The 22,559-nt window shown below is 53.1% G+C and carries 22 protein-coding genes; 11 read left to right on the top strand and 11 right to left on the bottom strand.

Annotation, left to right across the window (positions count from 1 at the left end; all coding sequences use genetic code 11):
- The 3 genes from ACR0DE_RS20845 to ACR0DE_RS20835 form a co-directional block, all read right to left on the bottom strand.
- Positions 1 to 762, bottom strand: a 762-nt coding sequence (locus ACR0DE_RS20845; RefSeq protein WP_480755147.1) for a ParB/RepB/Spo0J family partition protein, incomplete at its 3' end; no start/stop codon positions are given.
- Between the two features lie 253 nt (positions 763 to 1,015).
- Positions 1,016 to 1,420 (bottom strand): DUF3768 domain-containing protein, encoded by a 405-nt coding sequence (locus ACR0DE_RS20840; protein WP_480755145.1) that lies wholly within the window; start codon positions 1,418 to 1,420, stop codon positions 1,016 to 1,018.
- 471 nt (positions 1,421 to 1,891) lie between these two features.
- Positions 1,892 to 2,290, bottom strand: a complete 399-nt coding sequence (locus tag ACR0DE_RS20835) for a WGR domain-containing protein (protein WP_480437298.1) — start codon at positions 2,288 to 2,290, stop codon at positions 1,892 to 1,894.
- Between the two features lie 54 nt (positions 2,291 to 2,344).
- Here ACR0DE_RS20835 and ACR0DE_RS20830 point away from each other — a divergent pair, with 54 nt between their 5' ends.
- Positions 2,345 to 3,022, top strand: a complete 678-nt coding sequence (locus ACR0DE_RS20830; RefSeq protein WP_480437301.1) for an ankyrin repeat domain-containing protein — start codon at positions 2,345 to 2,347, stop codon at positions 3,020 to 3,022.
- A gap of 137 nt (positions 3,023 to 3,159) precedes the next feature.
- Positions 3,160 to 3,726, top strand: coding sequence for a hypothetical protein (locus tag ACR0DE_RS20825; RefSeq protein WP_480437303.1), 567 nt, complete (start codon positions 3,160 to 3,162; stop codon positions 3,724 to 3,726).
- A gap of 195 nt (positions 3,727 to 3,921) precedes the next feature.
- Here ACR0DE_RS20825 and ACR0DE_RS20820 read toward each other — a convergent pair whose 3' ends face one another.
- From ACR0DE_RS20820 to ACR0DE_RS20810, 3 genes are all read right to left on the bottom strand, one after another.
- Positions 3,922 to 4,371 (bottom strand): CBS domain-containing protein, encoded by a 450-nt coding sequence (locus ACR0DE_RS20820; protein ID WP_480437305.1) that lies wholly within the window; start codon positions 4,369 to 4,371, stop codon positions 3,922 to 3,924.
- Positions 4,372 to 4,582: 211 nt separating this feature from the next.
- Positions 4,583 to 4,948, bottom strand: a complete 366-nt coding sequence (locus ACR0DE_RS20815; RefSeq protein WP_480437307.1) for a hypothetical protein — start codon at positions 4,946 to 4,948, stop codon at positions 4,583 to 4,585.
- 18 nt (positions 4,949 to 4,966) lie between these two features.
- Positions 4,967 to 5,215, bottom strand: a complete 249-nt coding sequence (locus tag ACR0DE_RS20810) for an EF-hand domain-containing protein (RefSeq protein WP_480437309.1) — start codon at positions 5,213 to 5,215, stop codon at positions 4,967 to 4,969.
- A gap of 258 nt (positions 5,216 to 5,473) precedes the next feature.
- Between ACR0DE_RS20810 and ACR0DE_RS20805 the strand changes: the two genes are divergently transcribed.
- The 3 genes from ACR0DE_RS20805 (at position 5,474) to ACR0DE_RS20795 (ending at position 9,112) form a co-directional block, all read left to right on the top strand.
- Positions 5,474 to 6,325: a LysR family transcriptional regulator gene (locus ACR0DE_RS20805; protein ID WP_480437311.1), complete on the top strand. Its 852-nt coding sequence runs from the start codon at positions 5,474 to 5,476 to the stop codon at positions 6,323 to 6,325.
- A 608-nt stretch (positions 6,326 to 6,933) separates the two neighbouring features.
- Positions 6,934 to 7,659, top strand: a complete 726-nt coding sequence (locus ACR0DE_RS20800; protein ID WP_480755149.1) for a CorA family divalent cation transporter — start codon at positions 6,934 to 6,936, stop codon at positions 7,657 to 7,659.
- Positions 7,660 to 7,780: 121 nt separating this feature from the next.
- A complete protein-coding gene (locus ACR0DE_RS20795) occupies positions 7,781 to 9,112 on the top strand; it encodes an MFS transporter (protein WP_480437318.1) in 1,332 nt (443 codons plus the stop codon).
- A gap of 115 nt (positions 9,113 to 9,227) precedes the next feature.
- On the opposite strand, the gene ACR0DE_RS20790 is transcribed toward ACR0DE_RS20795, so the two are convergent.
- Positions 9,228 to 9,446, bottom strand: coding sequence for a hypothetical protein (locus tag ACR0DE_RS20790; RefSeq protein WP_152456637.1), 219 nt, complete (start codon positions 9,444 to 9,446; stop codon positions 9,228 to 9,230).
- Positions 9,447 to 9,657: 211 nt separating this feature from the next.
- Between ACR0DE_RS20790 and ACR0DE_RS20785 the strand changes: the two genes are divergently transcribed.
- From ACR0DE_RS20785 to ACR0DE_RS20770, 4 genes are all read left to right on the top strand, one after another.
- Entirely contained in the window at positions 9,658 to 10,158 is a 501-nt protein-coding gene (locus ACR0DE_RS20785; RefSeq protein WP_480437321.1) for a Dps family protein, read from the top strand.
- Positions 10,159 to 10,205: 47 nt separating this feature from the next.
- Positions 10,206 to 10,493: a sll1863 family stress response protein gene (locus ACR0DE_RS20780; RefSeq protein WP_171106037.1), complete on the top strand. Its 288-nt coding sequence runs from the start codon at positions 10,206 to 10,208 to the stop codon at positions 10,491 to 10,493.
- A gap of 39 nt (positions 10,494 to 10,532) precedes the next feature.
- Complete coding sequence (locus tag ACR0DE_RS20775) at positions 10,533 to 11,807, top strand: DUF2254 domain-containing protein (RefSeq protein WP_480755138.1); 1,275 nt, start codon at positions 10,533 to 10,535, stop codon at positions 11,805 to 11,807.
- A 387-nt stretch (positions 11,808 to 12,194) separates the two neighbouring features.
- Positions 12,195 to 13,892 carry an adenylate/guanylate cyclase domain-containing protein gene (locus tag ACR0DE_RS20770; RefSeq protein WP_480755136.1) on the top strand — a complete coding sequence of 566 codons (1,698 nt, stop codon included), beginning with the start codon at positions 12,195 to 12,197 and terminating at the stop codon, positions 13,890 to 13,892.
- A gap of 366 nt (positions 13,893 to 14,258) precedes the next feature.
- Here the strand turns inward: ACR0DE_RS20770 and ACR0DE_RS20765 are convergent, their stop codons facing one another.
- From ACR0DE_RS20765 to ACR0DE_RS20750, 4 genes are all read right to left on the bottom strand, one after another.
- On the bottom strand, positions 14,259 to 14,591 hold the full coding sequence (locus ACR0DE_RS20765; protein WP_170683971.1) for a YegP family protein: 333 nt from the start codon (positions 14,589 to 14,591) through the stop codon (positions 14,259 to 14,261).
- Between the two features lie 220 nt (positions 14,592 to 14,811).
- Complete coding sequence (locus ACR0DE_RS20760) at positions 14,812 to 15,117, bottom strand: ArsR/SmtB family transcription factor (protein WP_370644467.1); 306 nt, start codon at positions 15,115 to 15,117, stop codon at positions 14,812 to 14,814.
- 353 nt (positions 15,118 to 15,470) lie between these two features.
- A complete protein-coding gene (locus ACR0DE_RS20755) occupies positions 15,471 to 17,972 on the bottom strand; it encodes a phosphotransferase (RefSeq protein WP_170683969.1) in 2,502 nt (833 codons plus the stop codon).
- Between the two features lie 342 nt (positions 17,973 to 18,314).
- A complete protein-coding gene (locus ACR0DE_RS20750; RefSeq protein ID WP_480755132.1) occupies positions 18,315 to 19,241 on the bottom strand; it encodes a DMT family transporter in 927 nt (308 codons plus the stop codon).
- A gap of 126 nt (positions 19,242 to 19,367) precedes the next feature.
- On the opposite strand from ACR0DE_RS20750, the gene ACR0DE_RS20745 reads away from it, so the two are divergent.
- Positions 19,368 to 19,706 (top strand): cupin domain-containing protein, encoded by a 339-nt coding sequence (locus tag ACR0DE_RS20745; protein ID WP_480437332.1) that lies wholly within the window; start codon positions 19,368 to 19,370, stop codon positions 19,704 to 19,706.
- A gap of 269 nt (positions 19,707 to 19,975) precedes the next feature.
- Positions 19,976 to 22,501, top strand: coding sequence for a cation:proton antiporter (locus ACR0DE_RS20740; RefSeq protein ID WP_480755130.1), 2,526 nt, complete (start codon positions 19,976 to 19,978; stop codon positions 22,499 to 22,501).
- Positions 22,502 to 22,559 lie beyond the last annotated feature (58 nt).

The raw sequence follows: 22,559 nt of genomic DNA, 5'->3' as shown, positions 1-22,559 counted from the left end.
CAGATGATCCAGTAAATCGCCTTCGTCGAACAGAGTTTCATCGGAAAAGAGATCAGCGGTGACGGTGCCACCCGCCTCAACATAAGCACCCTGCCCGACAAACACGGCCTTGCGGTTGGTGCTGCTGACGGCCTCCGACGTAAGCGCCTGTTTGACATCATGCTCACTGAACCAACGGCACTCCTTGGCCTGTTCCAGCACCTGCAGAATTTTCTCGTCTTCGGTACTGACGGTCATAGCTTTCGCCAGACCCATGCTGATCTCACCGGCTTTGAGCGCGTCCAGAACGGCGGCGGGCAACCCCGCCAGTGCAAGGCGGCGGCGCACATGGGCTTCGGTGACGCCAAACGCATTGCTGATCTTGGCAACAGACAGGGATTTCTCGGCCATCTTGCCATAGGCGCGGACTTCGTCCACCGGGTCCAGTTCCTCACGGGCGGTGTTTTCCGCATTGGCCCATTGCTCGGCCACAAAGGGATTATCCGTGACCTTCACGGGAACCTGTGCCAGATCGGCACGTTCGGTCACAGCGATATTCAGCGCCCGCAAACGGCGGCCACCGGCAACGATGGCGACTTTGCCATCGGCATCGCGCAGACCGCTGAGGTTCTGGATCAGGCCACACATGATCAGACTGTCAGCCAGCAAGGCGATACCTTCCTCGGCAACGTCCTGTCGTGGGTTCAGATCGGACAGGTAGAGATCGGACAGGGCGATGGTTTCAATGGTTTCCGGTGCGGTGAATGTTTCGACTTTGCTCATGGGGCAAATCCTTGTTTGAGTGCTTCGCTTCGTGTTAAGGGTGCCCTACCCCTTCCGGGGTAGAGCGGGGCCGCTTAGGCGGCTGCGTGTTGTTTCAAGAAGCGGAGCGCGATGTTGGCTGACAGGCCTCCCTTCTTGAGCAATTCCACAGCTTCACGTGTTCGCTGTTCGATAATCTTTGCAGGCATAAACTCACCTCCTTTCCTGCGCGGGTTGCGCATGCAGGCCCTGCCCGGTTGGGACAGGGCTGGTCTCAGTATTCGCTGGGGCACATGATGGTCAGGACACGGCGCGTCACTGCCGTGTCAAACGGGCGGTCGGACCCGTATTTGTAATCCGCGTCATAGAGGTCGATTTTCCAGAACAGCTTTTGGTCGCTGATTGTCACCGTTCCAAATGTGTGATCGCCGTAAGGGTCATTGCCTTCGTCAAACTGGTCATCCGATGCCACAGCCTTCAAAGCTGCGGCCTGGAACTCCATCCCTTCGCCGGACACGCCGGGCGTGACGAACACCTGTCCCTGAATGCCCTTGGACTGCATCTCAATCGCCGCATTTGGGTCGATCAGGGCTTTCCGAAACAGGTCATTCTGGGCCGCGATTTCTGTCGCCTGAAGGCTCGTGTCATTCTCAATGTCTTTTTCCGCTTCGATATTCAAAACCGTCTCTCCTTTGTGATGAGACCTTCGGGGCTGATCCCTTTTGGTGCTGGTTTTGAGCCGAGCCCTGAAAGGGCGTCGTCTCTAAAACCTGCCCCGTGGCGAACGCGGAGAGGGGCGAGACAGGACAAATCGACAAGAGTGGTGCGGCCCGCAGCGCCCCGCGCGAGGACACGGTCTTGTCTATTTGTCTTGTCCGAGGGGGGAGGCCGCGCCTTCCCCCTGACGTCGGGTGGCGTTTGGCTTGTCCAAATCCCGCCTGACCAACAAAAGAAGCCAAAGGATCTTTGATCCTGCGGGAGCGCAAAAGGGATCGTCACCCGAACGGGCAGATCACCTCGGCTTGGACCGACCATGACCCAAAGCCCCTGCCCCGGCTCGCTTGAGACGGTTCAGGGGCTATTGCGTCAGGGAGATCATGCTGGGGTGTTCTGGGTGGAAGCCGATATGCCGGCTGAAACTAGAGCCCGGTCACGAGACGACAGGCTCGGGATTTGCTACGGAAACAGATTGCAACCTGAAGTCACTCACCGACCGGGACATACCCTCGACGGCGCTTTTTTGGTTTTCGAGTTTTTGGAGCACCTCGGCAGCCTCGGCTTCGTCTTCGTAAGTCACCATCATGGCTTGCCCGTTTGTGCCAATGCGTCCCCAGGTACGAAGAACCGCGACTTCCCCAAACAGTGTCGGCTGCAGCTCTATTCCGTAGAACCGCGCCATGTTGACGTCAGGGTCCACGTGGATCAGGTGGACAGGTGTGGTGTCTGTCAGTTCCATGACGCGACTGTCGGCAAACTCAGCCCGTCTGTCCAATGACTTTGCGAAATCAATTCCCGTGAAAGGATTCTGATCCTGAATGGAAAATGACATCGAATGCTTCCGCTACTACTATAGGTGACCAATATGTAGGTAATAGGATCGGCCATGTTTCGTTTTTTACTATTTGCCTTCGTGATGGGTCTTGCCGCCAGCGCAAGCACGGCGCAGGCACCGCCTTCGGCTGATGAGGTCGCGCAATACGACGGTTTCTTCGCAGCCGCTCACACCGGCAACGAAGAAATGATCCGGCAACTCGTTGCGGCAGGGGCAAACGTCAACGCGCGGGACTCGCGGGACCGCACACCAGCCCATGTGGCCGCGTTTGCTTCAGAGGACGAGGCATTGAGTATACTGGCTGAGGCTGGCGCCAACATGAACGCACTTGAGGGTCAGGCCTACGACGTGGTCACGATAGCGGCCGTTGCAAATGATCCAGAATTGATGACACTCGCAATCGAATTGGGCAACGATCCAGGCCTAACGACCAGCCCTTATGAAGGAACGGCTCTGATTGCGGCCGCGCATCTCGGTCATGTTGAGATTGTCAGGCGGCTAATCGCTGCTGGCGCGCCTCTGGATCATGTGAACAACCTGCACTGGACAGCAGTTATCGAAGCCGTTGTGCTTGGCGACGGCGGCCCGGATCATCTTGCAGTTCTGGATGCACTGTTGGCAGCGGGTGCTGACCGATCGCTTGCCGATCGAAACGGAACTACACCACTCGAACACGCCGAATTACGAGGATTTTCTGAGATGGCAGAACGGCTAAGAAAAGATGACTGAGACCAGTCCAGCAGGCTGAAGCGGAGCGTTCCACCTCACAGGTGCCGATGGCAGCTTGGATGAGACCAACCTCAAATCAAGTTCTTCTCTTAGTGGAGCGGTGACAGAGTTGAACACATCTCACGGGTAACGGCACAATGGACAAGATCAGAAATGTGGAAAGCGAGGTCATGCTGCGGGTGTGGAACAAGTTCAAATCCAACGGTATTGAAGTTCCCTACCCCCGACGCAATCTTCGTATGCGCACAGATGTGGTTATTGGCACCTCTTCAGTTGATACAAATCCGACCGCAACGGAAAACACTCAGAACAGTGAAAAGGTGCTGATTGAAACGGATCGAAGAACGACAATTTGCCGGAACCGCACCGCCTCACGGGCCGAAAAACCCCTAACTTCGCCCTTGTTTCTGCACCATTTCGCAAATCCAATCGTCTGGCTTGTAGAGCATCAGGATCATTTGGCTGAGCTCAGGTTCATCTACTTGCCGGGCGGCACGTTTTGGGGAAAACCAGCGTCGTTTGCGTTCGTGTTTCTCGTCCCATTGTTTGTGGAGTTTTCGAACAAACATAGGGTAGAGCTTGACGTGGCAATCATCGGTCGTACCGTCGTCCAGAAGCTTCTCATAACCATTGGTTCCAAGCGGTGTCTTGGAGATTGCACCGATAGCACCATCTTCTTGCCGCGCCTCGATTTTCGCCGTTGACCAGGGTTTCTTTCCTTTGATCAACCAGCCCTTAGGTGGAACCCAGCGTCCAGTGTCTCTGGATGTCACCAAGAGAACTTTGGGCTTTGAGTGTTTAGACAGCCGAAAGGGAAGCGCAGCAGCCTGCGCATACTGATTACCTGTCATTTGGGCGGGCGTTCGGGCTTTGCTCAATTCCGCTATTGCCTATACGTCTCAAACAACAGATCGATCAGGTGAATTGCGCGCCTCGTCGCGCAACACTTTCAGCTCCAATTCGTCTTCCTCATGAATCCGTGCCAGTATCTCTTTGCTGCTCACGACGGAATGCGGCTCGCCGCGTTTAGTGACGACCAAGTTTCGGATGTCGTGTTTCGCCATCAGATTGAGAGCAGTTAAAAGCTTTGAGCCAGCCGCACATGTGATTGGTTTCTCAGTCATCCAGTCATCCACGGTTTGCTCGTAAAAGGAGGACCCTGAATCTGCGAGGCATAGCAGCACGTCGTGGTCCGTGATAATCCCGACCAACCTCTCATCCTTAAGTACGGCGAGAGCATTCACTTCCAACAGTGCAATTGTGACCGCTGCTTCGAATACGGTTGTGTCAGCGTCGCAGAAAGGGCGTCTTTTCAGGTCCTGTGCTTCGACAATACTTGAGATCGTCATTCTTTGTTCCTCATTCGCGCGCGCTCGGGCAACTGAAGTGCCCGAGCTAGTGAAAAGGTAAAACTTCGTGGCACATCAATCAGTCGGATGAAAACAAGAGCTACTACCTAGTAGTGAGATAGTGGAGTACCGATATTTGACATAGGAAGAGAAATTCAACCATTCGATCCACAGGCCGAAGTCGCGGGGCAGTTGCCTGCCCCGCGCCGGCTTACGCGATTGCACGTAATCTGCGGCTCGCAACTAACTCCCAAAAAGCAAGCGCTATCAGCGCCGATCCCGTCAGCCATGCGTTGGCCACTGCTACAAAGTGGCCGGTAAAGTTCAGTGCCGCAGGAGCGGCGGTCAGAGCGATCCCCAGTACCGATACCGGAGCCACCCGTGCGAGAAGGTGACTCCGGCCGTCAGCGCCGGACATGACTAGAACACCAATGCCAACGGCCATGAAGGCGAGAGATTCGAGTTCAGCCATGCCCTGCACCAGAGTTTCTTCAAGGAACAGAACAAATGGGGACAGAGCCAACCAGATACCCATCGCGGCAAGCAGCCATTTATGGGGTGGGATGGGCTTCCTCATAACCGTGACGACCTTTGCTTACTGATCCCCTGCAGGACTAGGGAGAAGCTCTGCGTCAACGGCGGCAACCAATTCGTCGTCATTGATGAAACCATCGGCATTTGCGTCGATCTCCAGGAAGAGATCATCCGAGACTTCAGGATACTTGGTCTGAAGCTCTGCCAGCGACGCCAGGCCATCACCGTCCATGTCAAGATCAGCGGGCATGGCGAATGCCGGAACAGCAAACAGCGAAGAGAGAAGAGCAACAATAGAAACTCGACTCATTTTGTTTTCTCCATGAGAAAATGGGCTTCTCGCCCATTGTGGGGTTGGTGCAGCGCTCCGGTGTTGGTGGCAAATCTACAGGATTCAGATTGCAACGGTTCCTCAGCTCGGGATCTCCACTACAAAATGAGAACTGTTGATTAGCGTTCTGATCTGATGGGGGCACTTTCGCGCTACGTGGGGGATATGGCACAGATGTATCTTGTTGAATAACGAATTTTTCTCGCCGATAATATCGGAAAATCGAATAGGTAGCAGATGGACATTGAACTTGCTCGAACTTTCCTCGCGGTAGTTGAAACGGGTACCTTCTTCGATGCAGCGAACAAAGTTCACGTCACTCAATCGACAGTGAGCATGCGCATCCGAACGCTTGAACATCAACTTGGACAGGCTGTGTTCGAACGCGGAAAATCCGGAGCGTCCCTGACACCTGCAGGGCGGCATTTCCTGAAACATGCCCAGGTTCTGGTGCGCACCTGGACACAGGCCAAGCTAGATGCGAGCCTTCCAGCCTCCATGACGGCCGCCTTGGAAATAGGCGCAGCTCCTAGCCTTTGGGACGGGTATCTCACCAACGCGTTGCCAGATCTAATGACATCGCTGCCCGATGTTGCAATCAGAGCATCAGCCGCTTCTTCCGAAACACTGACGCGCGAGATCGAAGAAGGAAAACTTGACCTTGCAATCATGTATCGACCGCGAAGCGTGTCGAGTCTCTCTGCATTACAACTCTTTGAAGATGAGTTTGTACTTGTCACCAGTGGCCCGCAGGCCCTTCCAACTGTTCACAGCGACAACTATGTCCTTATTGATTGGGGCCCTGAGTTCCGGGCAGACCATTTGTTGAATTTTCCAGAGCTTGACACGCCGCGCCTTCAGCTTGGTATCGGAACCCTGGGCCTTCAGTATCTAAAGTCAGTTCCCGCTGTCGGGTACTTTCCCAAGCGCGTGATTATGCCAGAGCTTGAGGAAGGCTGGCTCGCATTGATAGAGGCTGCGCCGCGCTTTGCATATGCGGCCTATGCGGTATTTGATGAGAGCGACGTTGATGGGTTGCCGGGCCAAGCCGCAAAACAGCTTCGCAGCCTCGCGGACTTCGTTGGTTGAATACCAGTTAGATTAATTCCGAAACCAAAACGCAGCTCACAGGAAGGGCAGAACCCAGACAACAAGCCCCCTCAATCTCATCGCCGAACCTTGAAGTCTGACACCGCCGAGATATGATTGAGTACGTTGAGTGGGGTTTTGGAAGGATATGAGTAAGAGAAAGTGCAACTTTCAACAAACTGTGGATTTGCCCGATCTCAAAGCCGCTCTCGCAAATGGGTTCTGTGATCATTGCGGCGCCACGGTATCGGAACTGATCCAACGCGGGGAGGTTCTAGAACTCTGTGGACAGGAACATTGTTTTGACTACGAGACCGGCGAGAGTATTGAGATCGCCATTGCGCTTTGCCCTTCCTGTCACCAAGCCAACCATCTAGATGCGGAACGACAGCATAACCCTTGCCACGTTTCCGCACGGCGAAGCCGGGATCATCGGGACTAATAACCCAGGCCCAAGCGCGGAAAAGTTTTACTATAGAGGAAAGTCGCCCACTCAAAATAGGCATCGTGTGTTGCGGCTGGCATCAGGCTTCAAGCCAGTTGTCGCGGGTAGATAACCTGCACACTGTCCACGTCGAACTGTTCGAAACTTTTTTGACACCTCCGGCCTGGCCAGAGGAGTTCGGTGGTCAGATTATGGGGATGGTAGGCTGCGGTATATGGTTTCTCTAAGGCTCTGGGCCACGGAAAGAACCATCGTATCTGCCTGTGTGCGCAAAGTCTGGGTAGCAGACAGTCTTCGTCTAAAAACCGAAAGCGGTATCGGGCCAGAAAGTGTCGGTGTATTTTTGGCAGAACTTGCTGCGGGGCTCACAAAGCGGATTGAGGCTGTCTCGCTTGAACTTGAAGACGAGACAGACTCTCTCGAAGAGATCGGGCTTACAGGAAATGAAATCAAACCAGAGCGCATTGCGCGATTGCGGCAAACGGTGATCAAACTTCGGCGCTATATCAGTCCGCAACGCGATGCGCTTGATGCTTTAGCCTCATTGAGAAGTAGCGTAATTCACAGCGACGCATCTGTATTGGTCAATGAAACCGCGAACCGCACTCGCCGTACACTTGAGGAACTGGATGCAAGCCGGGACCGGTTGACAGCGCTTCAGGAGCAAATGAACGCCGAGCACGCGAATGCGCTTGCTCGAAACGGCTATCTTTTGTCTGTCGTGGCAGCAATCTTTCTGCCACTTGGATTTCTGACTGGTCTATTTGGCGTGAATATTGCTGGCATGCCCGACTTGAGCGCGCCCTTTGCGTTTTGGGCGCTGACACTGGCTTCGGCTGCCATCGGAATTGCACTTTACGTCGTGTTCAAACTCTCAAAGTGGTTGTAGCAAAAGTAGATTGCCAAAGGTTGACCAAGCTGCTGCACAGAAAGCGTTGATCACCTTCGCGAACACCCGATTGCGCGCAAAATAGCTTCTCATTTCCCAGTTTGACATTAGGCTGGAACCGATGTTCCGACAGCTCTTACCGATATCAGCGCTGCTTCTTGGATCAGGGCTTCTTCTGTTCGCAGGTGGTGTCCATGGTCTGATACTTCCCGTTCGTGGCTCTTTCGAAGGTTTTTCCGCCAGCTCTCTGGGCCTTTTAGGAACGGGGTGGGCATTTGGCTACGTTGCAGGATGCCTTATTGCACCAAGGCTTGTTGGAGCCGTAGGGCATATTCGAACCTTCGGCGTAATGTGTGCTCTCGCTGCCGTAACGATCCTTTTCCAGGCTTTGGTAGTGGAAACGTGGGCTTGGATACCGTCGCGCGCGGTTTCTGGTTTTTGTTTTGCGGGCGCGGCAATGATCGTCGAATCTTGGCTCAACGACAAGGTTGAACCCAATACGCGTGGTACAGTCTTTGGCGTCTACACGATGGTTAACCTAGGTGCGGTCACAGCCGGTCAGATGGCTATCTCACTGGGAGATGCAACGGGTTTCATCTTCTTTGCCATTGGCGCGATGGTGTATTGTTTGGCGCTAATACCAACAGCCCTGTCAACCTCGGCATCGCCCGCACCCCTGACATCAGTGCGTCTCGACCTACCGGCATTGTGGCGAAACTCACCGGTTGCGGTTGCCGCGGTCTTTCTTGTCGGCATTTCAAATGCAGCTTTTGGGACTCTCGCTGCGGTGTATGCGGATCGCGTTGGGCTATCACTTACTGCAATTGCTTTGTTCGCAAGTATTCCGGTTTTGGCCGGAGCTTTTGCGCAAGTTCCAATTGGATTTGCAAGTGATCGAATGGACCGGCGTAAAGTCTTACTATTTACAGCGGTCGTAGCTCTTGCTTCGGATCTGGCTTTTGTCCTTCTTGCACCGGAGTCGCGGGTCATGAACCTTGCTTTGGTCGGGATGTTCGGCGCTGCAATTTTTGCGATGTATCCAATCATCGTTGCGCACGCGAACGACCATGCACCACCTGGCACGTCCATCCAAGTCTCAGGCGGCCTTTTGATGGTCTTCGGCTTAGGTTCAATTGTAGGGCCGTTGATCGCTGGTTTCGCCATGGCAGCATTCGGGCCACAGGGTTTGTTTCTTACAACCGTCGCAGCGCATTGCCTGATGATCCTATTTACGATTTGGCGAATTCTATCTAAGTCCGCAGTTCCCGAGGGCGAGAAGACGGCATTTCGCGTCAGCGCTCCTGCAAGGGTGGTTACGCCTGAAACTGCCGTCCTTGCTGTCGGTGAAGATGAGGCAATTTCGCTTGCTGACGCTAAGAGCGAGTTGGGAGCCAGTCCCGATGTGAAGGATAGTCTGGCGCCAAGAATTAGTTCTGAAGACAGTCCTTCCTAATCTTCCCCAATGTGTTCGCGGCGCGCTAGGCTGGTCAACTACCGGTGCGAAGGTGAGAATTGAACATCACCTTAATCAAACATGGTTTTCGCACATGGCTCTGCGAATGTTCCTGTCACTCATCCACAACACGAAACTCACCGGAAGGCGCATCAGTAGGTGGTTCTTCGAACTCATTGGAAATCAGACCGCGACGGATGAGTTCTCGAATTGCGGCCGCTCTGGATGGCAATCTGTTCTCGAACCGCCAATCATCGATGGCTTTAAGCTCTTCGAGGTCTAGCATTAGTTGCAGTTTTTCCGTGCGCTTGGGCGGTCGATTTTGATCAGACACTGGCATGACCTCAGTAGCTTACGTCAGTTACTCCAAGCATGTATGGCATTGGGCCTGCGTGTCTACATCATTGTTGGCATGTTGGACCGGATACCCAGGATCATGAAGCGCTGCATGATGTGTCGGATACATACATTAAGTATATGTTTTTATTTGTATTTTAATGTTTCATCCTTAGATTCTACTCCGCAAGCAACGAAACGGAGTGAAAATGATACAGCAAGTCTTGAAGTCTGAATTTCAGGAAGAAACCAACGACACAGGCATCGACAAAAACGCCTGGATCGCCAACGCGGTGACAGAAGTACTGGCCGATACCATGGTCCTGATGGTGAAAACACAAGGCACACATTGGAACGTCGTGGGCCCGCTATTCCTGCCGATCCATGAACTGACAGAGCGTCAGTATCGCGACCTGTTCGAGGCTGCGGATGAATTAGCCGAGCGTGTGCGCGCGTTGGGTCAGGTGGCACCGATCTCGTTCACTGACATGGTTAGCCAAGCCAAGCTGACCGAAGAAGAGACGGTCAAAGACGCAGAGGGCATGATCAAACAATTGGTCGCAGACCACGAAGCGATTGCCCGGAACCTGCGTGAGACCGCCGCGACCGCCGCCCGTTATGGCGATGGAGCTACGGAGGATCTGATGAACGCCAGAATGGCGAAGCATGAGGAAGCGGTCTGGATGCTCAAGGCAATTGTTGCGGCCTAATGGATGGCTCCCTTCGATCTGAACCACCGTTTGAGAAGAAAGGAAAAATGATGACACGTGTTGGGTACGAGAAAAAGGCGCAGCTGCAACTGGATAGCTGGAATGCTCAAATTGATGTTCTCGAAGCCAAGCTGAAGGTGGCTGAAGCGGACGCCAAGCTCGAGCTCGAGGAGCAGCTTAGTAAGCTCTACAAGGTAAGGTCCGATGCAAAAACGCAGCTCGAAGAGTTGAAGTCGACCAGCGACGAGGCCTGGGAAGATGTCAAAGAGGGCTACGAGGCAGCTTGGGGCGATATGCAGAGTGCTTTGAAAGAAGCGGCCGACCGGTTCGCGTAAAGCTTCAAGCTGGGTTCGTCAAAAAAGCTTGTGTCGTGAATGGGGACCGGAATGCAAACACCTAGAGAATTATTGAGGTACTTTCGCGGGTTCCTAACCATCCCTGCCGCCATAAGTCTTTCAGGGCTTTTGGTGGCTGGGATTGTCTTCAAGACGGAGCAGGCGCTCGTGGGTTGGAGTTGGTCCGCTTCCGATTGGCTAAGCGTTTCTAATCGTACTGCGAGCGATGTACTAAGCGCAATCTCGGCAGCATCCATGTCCGCGTTGGTCATGGTCTATTCCATTGTTTTGCTGGTCTACACCTTGGCAGCGGGATCTATTGGACCCAGGCTCTTGCAGCGCTTTGGTGAAGACAGGGTGAATCAGATTGCAGTTGGCTCACTTGGAGCGACGTTTTTATACAGCTTGATGATCTTGTGGCTGATACGCGATGACACATCGGTCAATTTGGCCGTTGCGATTGGAATAGTCTATTCGATCATCTCAGTTCTTTTGCTGCTGCTCTTCGTTCATACAGTATCGACGCGCGTAACTATTGATCAGGAGGCGGCGCGGATTTCTGCAGCCTTGGATCGCCAAGTGAGCACCGCAATCGAAAACAGTGCAGATATTCCATCTTCAGAGGCAGTCCCTGAGGAGGGAGACAAGAGGCAAGTCTTGGCTTCGGGCACCGGATATGTGAACTCGATCAATACCGAAGGTCTGGTGAGTGCGGCCAAGGAGGCAGGAGCAGTCATCGTTTTTGATGTGCAGCCAGGTGACTTCATGGTTCCAACGGACACTTTAGCCAATGTTTATGGTGATAGTGAAGAGAGCCTCAATGATCTGGTGCAAGCGGCAGCTCCGTTGATCCCTGCACGAGATCCTAGTGGAGATATCCGCTTTTCTGTCCATCTTCTCGTTGAAATTGCACTTCGGGCGTTGTCACCGGGTGTCAACGACACGTTTACCGCAATAGTCTGCATCGACCGACTGTCGGCGTCTCTGGCTCGAGCGTGGTCGTCAAAGCTCTGCACGGGTGTGTATCGGGATGATGACGGAAGCGTGCGGGTTATTTACCCGTCCATCACGGCTGAGGCACTGTTTCACGACTCGATGCCAGCTCTGCGACGCGCTGCCCGGGGTAATGGCCTCGTAACGGCCGCCCTTATTCGAGCTTTGGAGCGCATCGCGGAGGCAGCTCCAGAAGAAGATTTGCGAGCTGTTGTAGATGAGCTATCTGCGGTCAGAGATGAGACCCGAGAAAGCGATATGCTAAAGCGCGATATTGATAAGTTTTGCGGCCAAGTGGAAACCGCAATTGAACGATTTTAGTCAACCGTCCTGGACAATTGCAGTCCAGTGCGGCTGGGGGGTGGTTTGTGAGTGGGCCATCCCCCAACTAATGGGAAAGTGCTTTTCTATTGGTCTTAGTTTCATTTCATCGAAAGGAGTCACTGGGAGGTGAAACCAAACGGCTACTTTGTCCGCGTTAACGTCATTCGAGAGTGCTTCAGCTACAGCAGACAACATGATTTCCTGAACGTCGCGCATGTCCTAGTGAATGGCTTGGTGCAAAACTGAAGAGCGTGATTGTGAATGCCTGCTTCGGGCTGCCAACTGACGCTGAAGCCAAGGGCGTAGAGCGTCAGTAAAGAGCCCTGAGCGAACTTTGTATTCAGGCAGTTGGAGTAAAAGGCCGCATCATCTATCGTCGAACGCATGTCGGACAAGGGACAACATTTGCAACGAAGGTTGGCGGCGATACTAGCTGCGGATGTCGTTGGGTATTCGGCGCTTATGCATAAAGATGAGCAAGCCACAATTCTCATGCTTGATCACCTGGAAAGCGACATCGTCACCCCAACGATTGCAGGCCAGTCAGGTCGTGTCGTGAAGAGCATGGGCGACGGCTGGTTGGTGCAATTTGACAGCGCGGCGCAAGCTGTAACCGCAGCAATGCAGCTACAAGAGCAGTTGACTGAACACTCGTTAATCAGCATGCGCATCGGTGTACATGTGGGTGACATCACAGAAAAAGGTGACGACATACTGGGTGACGGCGTAAACATCGCCGCCCGACTTGAGAGCATTGCGCCGTCGGGTGGCATCGCTATCTCTGAACCCGTACACTTGAACCTTGAACACGCTCTGGCAGATGCTTTCAAAGCAGTTGGGAAAAAGAAGCTCAAGAACATCCAACGCAGCCTGGATGTGTGGATTCATGATGGACCGCAACTTGGCGCATCGCATAGCTCACCTTCTTTCACAGAGACGAGCTTGCCAAAGCTATCCATCCATCCTGTCACGTGCAGCGACGAACGCACTGAGCTAAAGGAAATGGCCGCTGCTCTCACTTCAGATTTCGGTTCTTATTTTCAAACGATCAACTGGTTAAACGCAGCGATATCCTCCGCGGAGCCTTCAGAGGGATATGCACTTCGTGGCGTGCTGCGTGGACACGGCGACCGATTGCGCCTGGAAGCCCGCTTAAATGACTCTTCTGGTTCCGAAATCTGGACTCAAAAATTCGACGGTTTGGTCGATGCTATCTTTGATTGGCAAGACGAGGTTGTAGAAAAGCTGTTGGATGCCGTTAGCGGGATTTTGATCCAGTCGCTGACCACAAAGCTCTCTGCTTTACCTGAAGACGAGCTGACTGCCGAACAGTGCGTCTTGATGGGCATGATCACATGGTCGGAGGCCAGCATTGACAGCTATAAAGAGACGTTGTCGTACCACGCTAGGGCCATCGAAGCCAAACCAACCCTCGCTGCCGCCTATGCCGAAGCTATTTGGACAATGAATGGTGCGAGAACCTATGATCTTCGATGCGAACTGTCATCCTACTACGAGAAGCTGCCAAACTGGATCGAGACCGGGCGACAGATGGCGGGTCAAAGCCCAACGCTTGATCTGAGTGTCGCCGTGGCTGACTACAACGTAGACAGGGATGCGGATCGACTTTCCGTGGCGCTTGAGCAAATCCGGCAAAGAGCGCCATTAGATGCCCGCCTGCATTTGTTTATGGGTTGGGGATACAACTGGGCCGGGTTTCCTGAAACGGCATTGGGCTGTTTTCAGACAGCGCTTCGGTTGGGCCGATATGGGGCTGTATTCGTTGGTGCTTCCGGAGGTGCCGCCACCTCTTGCGTAATGCTTGGGCGAGACCGTGATGCTATCGCCTACGCAGAGGCAGGTTTGCGCTTCTCAAAAAACTATGCCGCACTTCACAGCACGAGGGCTGCTGCTCACGCAATGCTTGGGGAACCTGAAGAAGCGTCTGCTGCTTTGACGCAAATGCTGCAAATGGAACCTGGTGAAACGATCTCAAAGTGGCGTAGCAACGTGGACTACGGAGGCTCTGAAGGCGCTGAACGTTACTTTGAGGCGCTTCGCCGGGCAGGGTTGCCAGATTAGCGGTGCCGGAACCAAGTTGCGCTAGCAAAACCGGCAGCTTGATCGCGCATCTAAGAAACTGCAAAGCTCCGATTTGAAGGGCCGCTATGGGCTGCTCGCGGCCGTTGCTGCCCGAAAATGAACGGTGCGTTTGTTGCGCACCTCGAACATTGCAGAACTTGGATCTGAATGCCCGCAGTGGGTCGACAGCAGTTCTCGACCTGTTGGATGAAAGATCCGGGATGGTACTCCAAACCACTCTCTGGAGCTTTGGCTTTTGTTTCTACTTTTTTATGCTAGCGCGGTGCATATGATAGTGCGATTCTTCGCCACCAGTGCAGTGCTTCGGTGAGCATGTCTCTCAGCCGAAGCTTAGTCTTTATCAAATCAGGTCAGGTCTTCGACACGCGCGTCTGGCGCATTTCGTTTTACGGACTCAATTCCATTATCCCGAGCGGTTGCACTGGTGTAGCTCTCGCTGGTGCCGATCACCTGCCCGTTGCTGGCTTTGAGGTTAAACATGTACCCGCCTGACTTCGTCTCCTTACGCTCGTACCGGTCGTCATTTGGCGCATTTGTCTTCACTGACTCAATACCTTTCTCGGCACTTGCTTTCTGTACATAACCTTCGCTGGCCAAAATAATCTCGCCATTTCCGGCTTTGAGCCGAAACCGGAACTCTCCTGCCTTGTCTTCAAAGATTTCAAATTTTCCAGCCATGTGACTTACCTCCTTATGGTTGAACCAAAATTCGACACGACGTTGCTATGTTCACCGATTGGTCACAAGGCAAAAATATAAAAAACTAAATCATCCAGCTGATGAGTTGGCGTACTGAGTCCATCGTCTCAAACTAGTTGCTTAGAAAAGACAAGCAAAGAGCGCTCGTTTTCGTCAATCCGATTTGATCCAGCCCCTTTATGTCCTCATCAATTGCAGATCACTTTTTCGCATCTTCGCTGCAAAAGAGATCGTGCAGGACCTCAACAATCGCCAACACTCGTTCATCCGCAATCCTGTAATAGATGCTTTTCCCGTCGCGCCTTGACTCAACCAGACCAGCGAGGCGCAAACGCGACAATTGTTGGGACGCTGCTGCCTGCCGCATGGAGAAGGTGGTTTCGATTTCGCTGACGGATTTCTCACCGCCAAGAAGCAGGCACAAGATCTGCAACCGGCCGTCATGCGCCATGGCCTTTAAGAAGTCGGTCGCTTCAAGCGCGTTTTTGCTGAGATCGGGTTTCAAGTGGTGCTCCCAAATGAACAATATACCCTGATATCACGAACTCTGGCCCCTATCCGCACTTCATAATGTGTGTGATCGACATGATTCTACAGAAGAATGGGCGGCAAGTGTACATTGACGGGATTATCTGGACAGTTGGTAACCTGAACTGAGTCAACATCCGGACCATCTTCTTGGTCAGACCGCACGATAGATCTTTGGCGAAGCAAGTGCTGTGTTTCGACAACTTCCTTTGATCCCTGTTCAATGTTTTACAATAGTTTGCCCCCTTTTTTCCATTCGGATCAGAGAGTCTGACCGGTAGATCGCGATGGATGTCGCCAACTACATCGAACTCAGATTCTCGCTACGCATCAATCAGGTAGGCCAACCCTTTCGAGATCTCCGACGAACTTGTCGAGATCAGAGGTCTCGACGTTTTCGAATGCCAATCTCATTCGGGCCTTTGTCATCCGGGGGCGGATCGAACTGCCTAACTCTATAATCCGCCGGGCTTCATCTTCACGCGATTTTCGTGCCAGAATTGCCGCCAAAATATAGTGGCCGAACGGTTCAACCGACCTGCCTTCCATAGCAGCCCTTGCACATGCTTCAGCCTGGTCCAACTCATCTTCCAGAAGGTAGAGACAAAAAGCTTTGGCGAGCAACTTAACCTTGTAATACGGCCCGGCTGTACCAAATCGCATCGCTGTCTCGATGCTCTGAAGAGCAAGTTTGGGCTGACCGTTCGCGAGCCGCACGATCCCCACTACCAATTGCGCGTTGGCCGAGCTTGGGTTGAGTTTGACCGCAAGTTCGGCCTCGGCATTCGCGGCATCGTGCTTCTTCAGTACCGAGTAAATCCTCGCAAGGCTGGCATGTGCAAAACTGCCTTGATCATCCAGGGCCACTGCGCGTTCAGCATGACGCAAGGCGCGCTCCTTGGTTGCTTTCCGGTCCTCCACCTGAAGAAAGAGAAGTTTCCGCAAAAGCGTGTTCACCATAACCGCATGCGCTAGTGAGTAGTCTGGAGTTAAATCTATTGTTCGGGACAGTATGTTGCCTGCTGTCTCGGTATCTTCGCTCGTGAACTTGTAAAGATGCCAAAGCGCTTTCTGCACCCGATCCCATACACTCACCTCACCTCGTTTCAGCCGCGCTTGTTCGCGCATGTCAAATCTCAGTTCCCAATCAATATGTCCGACGACCGCCGAAGCGATTTCCTGCTGTAACGAAAACACATCCTCGATATTCCGGACCAGCCGGTCAGCCCAAAGATCATGCCCGGTGGATGTGTCCACCAAATGCGCGTTGATGCGAACACGTTCGTCGTCATAAAGTACGCTGCCTTCAACCAAGTAGTCAGCTCCGGCGCGCTGCGCGACCTCCTCTCCTGTCAGGGCTGATTGTGTGAGGAACTTCGTGGAAGTCGGGGAGACCACCGCCAGCCAGTCCACTTTGGCTAGCTCGGTAATGAGTTCCTGGTTGATACCCGATACGAAAGCGTCAACGCCACTTTGCGAATTCAGATTTTCGAGAGGCAACACCGCGATCACCGGTTTCTGCGGAGCCGGAAGTTGGGTCATCATACGGCGGCGCAGCCGATCTTTCTCCAGTGGCGGTTCAGTCTTGGGTGAAGTGGCATCGGGATCGACAGGAGGATCCGACTTGGGGTGCGCGGAGGCGTCAAACCCAAAAACTGGTCCGTTTTTGGGCCAGTCGACATTGTTGAGCGTGAAATAATCCTTGAGATTGTGGGCTGCGTACAGAAAAGCGTGGCTTCGCAAACTTAGGTCAATACTCTTTTGTGCGAAGTTCAGACCTGCGGCCACTCGTGCCAATAGGTATTGGCTCTCCATAAAGCTTAGGCGATGGCTCTCGTGCCGTTCGACCCAATTCATAGCCTCGGTTCTCAGGGTTCTGACAAATTCGGCAATTCCAACGTCATCTTGCCAAAGCCCCAACGTGTGGTGTTTTGGATGAAACAGCCCCAGATCGTCAAGAATGGCATCCCATTGTGCCGGTGGGCAATTTCCGCGCCGCGCCAAAAGGTACGCCAGCTCGAAATATGCGTGATCATAAAACAGGAACTGCTTGGCCTGATACATGGCGAGGTCAATCAGATAATAATCCGGTTCGCTCTGCTGGTGCGAACGAACCAAAACGTTTTGGCCGTGAAGGTCGCCATGCAGGCGACCTTCCGCAGCACGAATGTTCAATCGACTTGGGAGATCACGGTTATGCGCGAATGCCAGCGGGTTCGGGTACCAATGACCCTCATAAGAAAAGCACGGTTCCAGGGGATCGTGATTGCATGACTCGGACAAAAAATGGTGTAGACGCCCCTCTTTGGGATCCAATCGGTATCCGAGCCAACTAGAAAGCAAATCCTGCGGCGCATGCATTCCCTGCGCGATCTGGTAATCCGCATTCCAGTCTTCAAACAGGCTTCTTGCAAGCCTTTGAAGCACATCCAGTGCCAGTTCGTACCCGCAAGCGTTCCAAGGAACAGAATACTCCAATCCTCTGGCAACCACAGTCGAGAGAATAGCAATTTTGCCTTCGTGCTCCACCGATCCAACAATGCGGGCAAGATGCTTCGACGCGAACTCCGGGGCCGCTTCGAATGCTTCACGATGCAGTTGGACCTCGGTTTTTTCGTTCCACTGTGGATCCGGGCATTTGTCCAGCTTGAGAATAGCCTGCCCGTTGAGGACATCACTCGAAATATCAACAATATATACAAGAGCACCTGACTTGCCCGCGCTTAACTGTCGGTGAAAATAAATCTCACCCGAAATTTTCCAACGAGAAGTTACCAGAGGCAAAAGTTCGCTGTACTCTTCTGGCCATTTGAGGTCATTGGTAACAGTCATCAATCACACTTTGCAAAATAGCGTCCCACCCGGTCCAGTTCCGAATGCAGACCGCAGTGGCTGCAATAATACACCATCCAAAAATTGCGCCAAGCCGCAGTGATGCCGGGTAGTCAGCCCCAACACCTGCCAATTCGTGCAGTACTTCCTTTACACCGGTCGACGGCTTCGTGAGCGTCGTCGACGAGGGGTAGACGTGTGAAGCAAAGGTATTAGAAATGGAAAACTGTCTTGTCAGACTGATTGTCGTCTGTGGCGGATTGCGCAGTAGAGCAAGATACTTCAATTCCAAATGCGCTAACTAAATCGATGCTGAACCCATGGCCTTCAGCAACACCTGCATCAATGGGGCGGATGGTCCGCATGGCTTGGTCGAAGGTGCAGCCGCGTTGCAATCAGCACTCCACCGATAATCAGCACAACACCAACGCCTTGATAGAGTTGAAGGTGCATGCCCCTTAGAGTCACGGCTTCGATCGGAACGAATATCGGCACAAGATATGCAAACAAGGAAGCCGTCGACGCACCAACTTCACTTGTGCCAAAATTTAGCAAGTGGAGGTAAATGGCACCCATTCCAACTCCAATGAACAGGATTGAGCCCCAGACCTTCCAAGAATAGGCGAATGGGCGAGAAGTACCTGCTTCAACGAACAAAGCAAACGGCAGCAAAACCGCGATGCCAATGACGAAAATCACGAACAAGCCCTCATCGGGCTTAGGTTTCATATTCCATCTCTTAAGAAGCACTAAGTAGAGCCCACGGCAGGCGTTTGAGGCAATCATCAGCAGGAAGGCGAGATGCGGGTCGAAATTGACTAGATTTTCCAAATCACCGCGAAATGCAAAAATCAGCGCTCCTATCAGTGCAATTGCGACACCCAGATATTGGACAGGTCGCAACCGTTCGTTAAGCAGCAGTGTAGAAAACAGAATCGTCAGCAAAGGTACACTGGTATATCCGGCGCCAAGATCTATCAGGTCATTTGATCGGAGTGCTGCATAGACAAACCAGGGCGTTGCCACCACGCCTATGCAGGAAAGGACTGTGATACGGAGCCAACTGCCCTGGAAATGCTGGAACGGATTGGTCCGTCCCCTCAAAACAAGTAGCAATACAAATACTGCTGCAATCAAGCAACGCCAAAAAGTCAGTACAACCGGATGAACCTCATTGACCGCCAAATTTCCGAACAAAAAGTTCCCGGCACTGATCAGCATTGCAAGCAACAAAGCCCCGTAGGCCAGTGCAGGTCTATTCACCTTCATGATTGCATCAGAGCATGGCTGGCATTTCAAACAAAGCGTCAATTGATGTGGCGCTTATGCAGACAAATCGGACGTAACGCTGTATTTGTAAGTAAGGGACATCTCTTAGGAGAGTAGTTATTTACGATGAACATTTTTCAGCGAACGGATTGGGCCTCAGACGAAGGCTGGAACGGAAAACTCGAAGGGCAAAACGCTGCTACAGGCATTTCGTTTCTTTTTAATGAAGTGAAAGAATCCGGCAAAGGACCGCCATTGCACAAGCACCCATATGATGAAGTTTATCTGGTGCGTCAGGGGCAAGCCCGAGTTATTGTTGGAGACGAAGAGGCAATTGTAAACGAAGGCGATATTTTGGTAATTCCAGCTAATACCCCGCATAAGGTTTTGACTTCAGGAACAGGGCCCTTTGAGATCATTAGCGTCCATGTGTCTGCCAAGTTTACGATGGATATCCTTGAATGAGTCTATCCCTTTCCCAAAGTGTGGACTGAAGGGCTCGGAGCCGTCGTAGGAGCGAACGCAGCGTTTTGAGCCTGTGAATCGCACACAGATGCGGACGGCCCAAACCTGCCGTTCACTTACCTTGCAGGTGTCGTACTGCACCCGTCATTCCTAACATTCGCTGCAACCACACATTCTGGACGAGTATAAGGTCACACTTTGATCCCAAAGGGTCGATCCGGTTTGAAGGTTGGATTCCCTTAGTTCGAGTTCTCAGGTAATAGGTATTGATGGATATAGTCGTCATTACGACCATCATCACTTCGCTTTTTGTTGTAATCGGCGTGGCGGAGCCACTGGCTGCTCGGTTGCGCTTGCCTTTCAGCGTTATTCTCGCTGTCCTGGGGGTGGTGATCGGACTTGGCGCGACCTTTTTTCTCAACACTGACCTGACGGATGCGCTTAACCCTGGGGCGCAAGCGATCATTGATCTGCCGATCCGATCCAACGTATTTCTTTATGTTTTTCTACCAACGTTGCTCTTTCAGGCCACACTCGGAATGAACCTTCGCAGGATGCTGGATGACTGGATGCCCATCATGATGATGGCCGTTGTGGCAGTGATTGTGGCTACACTTTCTATTGGCTACGCGCTCAGTTGGGTAAGTACGTTGCCACTGGCCGCTTGCTTGTTGATTGGTGCTATTGTGTCGACGACTGATCCGTCGGCGGTTGTCAACATTTTTCGATCCATCTCCGCACCACGCAGGCTTTCGCGAATAATCGAGGGCGAAAGCCTTCTTAACGATGCTGCAGCGATTGCTCTTTTCGGGCTATTCATGAGCTTTGTCATGCTCGGAAGACCCGATCCCTTACTCAGTGAGGCCATGGGGCAATTTCCGCTGTTGATCTTGGGCGGAGTACTCACCGGTTGGCTCATGGCGCGCATGGCGGTTTGGCTGATGGCTTTCGTAGACCTTTGGGTAATGGCGCAGATTTCAGTTTCCGTTGCGCTACCGTATCTCTCCTATATCGTTGCTGAACAAAGTATCGGTGCTTCGGGCGTCATCGCTGTTGTGGCGGCAGGCCTTACTCTCAATCTGACAGGCCCCGGTCGATTGTCCCCGTTCGCTTGGACCAACCTGCAAGAAGTATGGGATCTTCTAGCCCATTGGGCAGGAGCGCTGATCTTCATTCTTGCCGCGTTGCTGATACCACGGTTGCTGGAAGGGGTTCGGCCTTCTGATTTCGTCTTGCTGGTCGTCGTGGTTCTTGCCGCAACACTCGCGCGAGCCGCGGTTTTGTACGGTTTGTTGCCCTTGCTCACGACAATCGGTCTGTCGCCAGCTGTGGAACGCCCCTATCGCACCGCGATGCTGTGGGGTGGGCTGCGGGGTGCTGTAACTCTTGCGCTGGCGCTGGCCGTCACAGAAAGCACGCATATCCCGCTCGAGACCAAGCGACTGGTCGGCATACTGGCCACAGGCTTTACGCTGTTTACACTGATTGTTCAGGGAACAACCTTGCGCTCGGTGATCACAAAACTGGGGCTCGACAAGCTCTCTCCGCTTGATACGGCACTGTCACGCCAAGTGATCGCGGTTGCCTTGCAATCGGTTCGCGAGGACATGTCCCGTACCGCAGAAAACTACGATTTGACCCACGATATCGTCAGAAACGAAGCCAAACAATTTAGCGAACGCCTCGACGAGGCTGTGAAGGCCGCCGAAGACAACGCGCAGATCCTTGATCGTGACCGGATCACGCTGGGCCTTATTGCGCTGGCCGGTGCAGAGCGGGATTCCGTGTTGGCCCGACTGCGAGAGCGCACCATGTCATCGGTTCTGAGTGAGAAGATCCTGTCCGACGCTGATCGGTTGATTGAAGGCGCACGAACCGGAGGTCGGATCGGCTATCAGCGCGCGGCAAATCGATCCGTCGTTTACGGCAGATCTTTTCGGATCGCCGTGTTTCTGCACAACCGGCTTCAAATCTCGTTCCCACTCACTCGCATTACAACGGATCGGTTTGAAAGATTGCTCATGCAACGCCTGATCCTGCGGGATCTCGATGGGTTCGTCCGTGGCCGCATACGCCGAATCCACGGCCGCCGGGTTGCGGAATTGCTTGATGATCTGTTGGCGCGTCGATCCGAGGCGGTTGAGACAGCGCTTGACGGCTTGCGGCTACAGTACCCCGGCTACGCCGAAAAGCTTGAGCGGCGGTTCATCCGGCGAACGGCACTGCGACTGGAAGAGCGTGAATACGCGGTCATGCGCGAGGACGGCCTGGTGGGCGAAGAGCTCTATTCGGTATTGATGCAGGAAGTTGCGACCCGACGCGCTTTGTCTGAAGGGCGTCCGGTTCTGGACATAGCCCTCAAAGGACGCGATCTGGTCCGGCAGTTCCCGCTGTTCTCTGATCTCGACAAAGCTTCATTGAGGAAACTCAGTAGAGCGCTGCGTACCCGTTATGCCAACGCGGGTGACACCATCATTGCCCAAGATGAATTCGCCCGGAGCGTATTCTTCATTGCTTCCGGGGCAGTCGAGGTGGAGCTCGGCAGACATACTTCGCGGTTGGGTCGTGGCGAAATGTTTGGGCAATTGGCCATGCTCTTAAAACGGCCCCGTCGCGTAAATGTTCGGGCGTTGGCACCTTCGACATTGCTTGAGCTCGACGAAGCGCGATTCCGGCGGCTACTCCGGCGAAGCGAAGCCATGCGGAATTCTGTCAAGATGAGCGCAACAAACCGCATGATTGACCCTGCGGTGTTGGACCTGGATCAGCGTGCAAGGCCTTCTGAACAAAGTTAATTGTCTTGAAAGATCATCCATTGGAAAGGAGTCGCGGAAACAACGGTGTTGTCTCATG

It is taken from the genome of Ruegeria sp. C10 (assembly GCF_056537805.1).
This window is presented reverse-complemented; position numbering and strand designations above follow the sequence as displayed.

Coding starts and splice junctions, on each gene's coding strand:
- ACR0DE_RS20750 (WP_480755132.1), bottom strand. CDS start 19,241: ATGAAGGTGAATAGACCTGCACTGGCCTACGGGGCTTTGTTGCTTGCA.
- ACR0DE_RS20830 (WP_480437301.1), top strand. CDS start 2,345: ATGTTTCGTTTTTTACTATTTGCCTTCGTGATGGGTCTTGCCGCCAGC.
- ACR0DE_RS20815 (WP_480437307.1), bottom strand. CDS start 4,948: ATGAGGAAGCCCATCCCACCCCATAAATGGCTGCTTGCCGCGATGGGT.
- ACR0DE_RS20785 (WP_480437321.1), top strand. CDS start 9,658: ATGATACAGCAAGTCTTGAAGTCTGAATTTCAGGAAGAAACCAACGAC.
- ACR0DE_RS20820 (WP_480437305.1), bottom strand. CDS start 4,371: ATGACGATCTCAAGTATTGTCGAAGCACAGGACCTGAAAAGACGCCCT.
- ACR0DE_RS20755 (WP_170683969.1), bottom strand. CDS start 17,972: ATGACTGTTACCAATGACCTCAAATGGCCAGAAGAGTACAGCGAACTT.
- ACR0DE_RS20805 (WP_480437311.1), top strand. CDS start 5,474: ATGGACATTGAACTTGCTCGAACTTTCCTCGCGGTAGTTGAAACGGGT.
- ACR0DE_RS20765 (WP_170683971.1), bottom strand. CDS start 14,591: ATGGCTGGAAAATTTGAAATCTTTGAAGACAAGGCAGGAGAGTTCCGG.
- ACR0DE_RS20810 (WP_480437309.1), bottom strand. CDS start 5,215: ATGAGTCGAGTTTCTATTGTTGCTCTTCTCTCTTCGCTGTTTGCTGTT.
- ACR0DE_RS20795 (WP_480437318.1), top strand. CDS start 7,781: ATGTTCCGACAGCTCTTACCGATATCAGCGCTGCTTCTTGGATCAGGG.
- ACR0DE_RS20740 (WP_480755130.1), top strand. CDS start 19,976: ATGGATATAGTCGTCATTACGACCATCATCACTTCGCTTTTTGTTGTA.
- ACR0DE_RS20770 (WP_480755136.1), top strand. CDS start 12,195: ATGTCGGACAAGGGACAACATTTGCAACGAAGGTTGGCGGCGATACTA.
- ACR0DE_RS20825 (WP_480437303.1), top strand. CDS start 3,160: ATGGACAAGATCAGAAATGTGGAAAGCGAGGTCATGCTGCGGGTGTGG.
- ACR0DE_RS20780 (WP_171106037.1), top strand. CDS start 10,206: ATGATGACACGTGTTGGGTACGAGAAAAAGGCGCAGCTGCAACTGGAT.
- ACR0DE_RS20745 (WP_480437332.1), top strand. CDS start 19,368: ATGAACATTTTTCAGCGAACGGATTGGGCCTCAGACGAAGGCTGGAAC.
- ACR0DE_RS20835 (WP_480437298.1), bottom strand. CDS start 2,290: ATGTCATTTTCCATTCAGGATCAGAATCCTTTCACGGGAATTGATTTC.
- ACR0DE_RS20775 (WP_480755138.1), top strand. CDS start 10,533: ATGGGGACCGGAATGCAAACACCTAGAGAATTATTGAGGTACTTTCGC.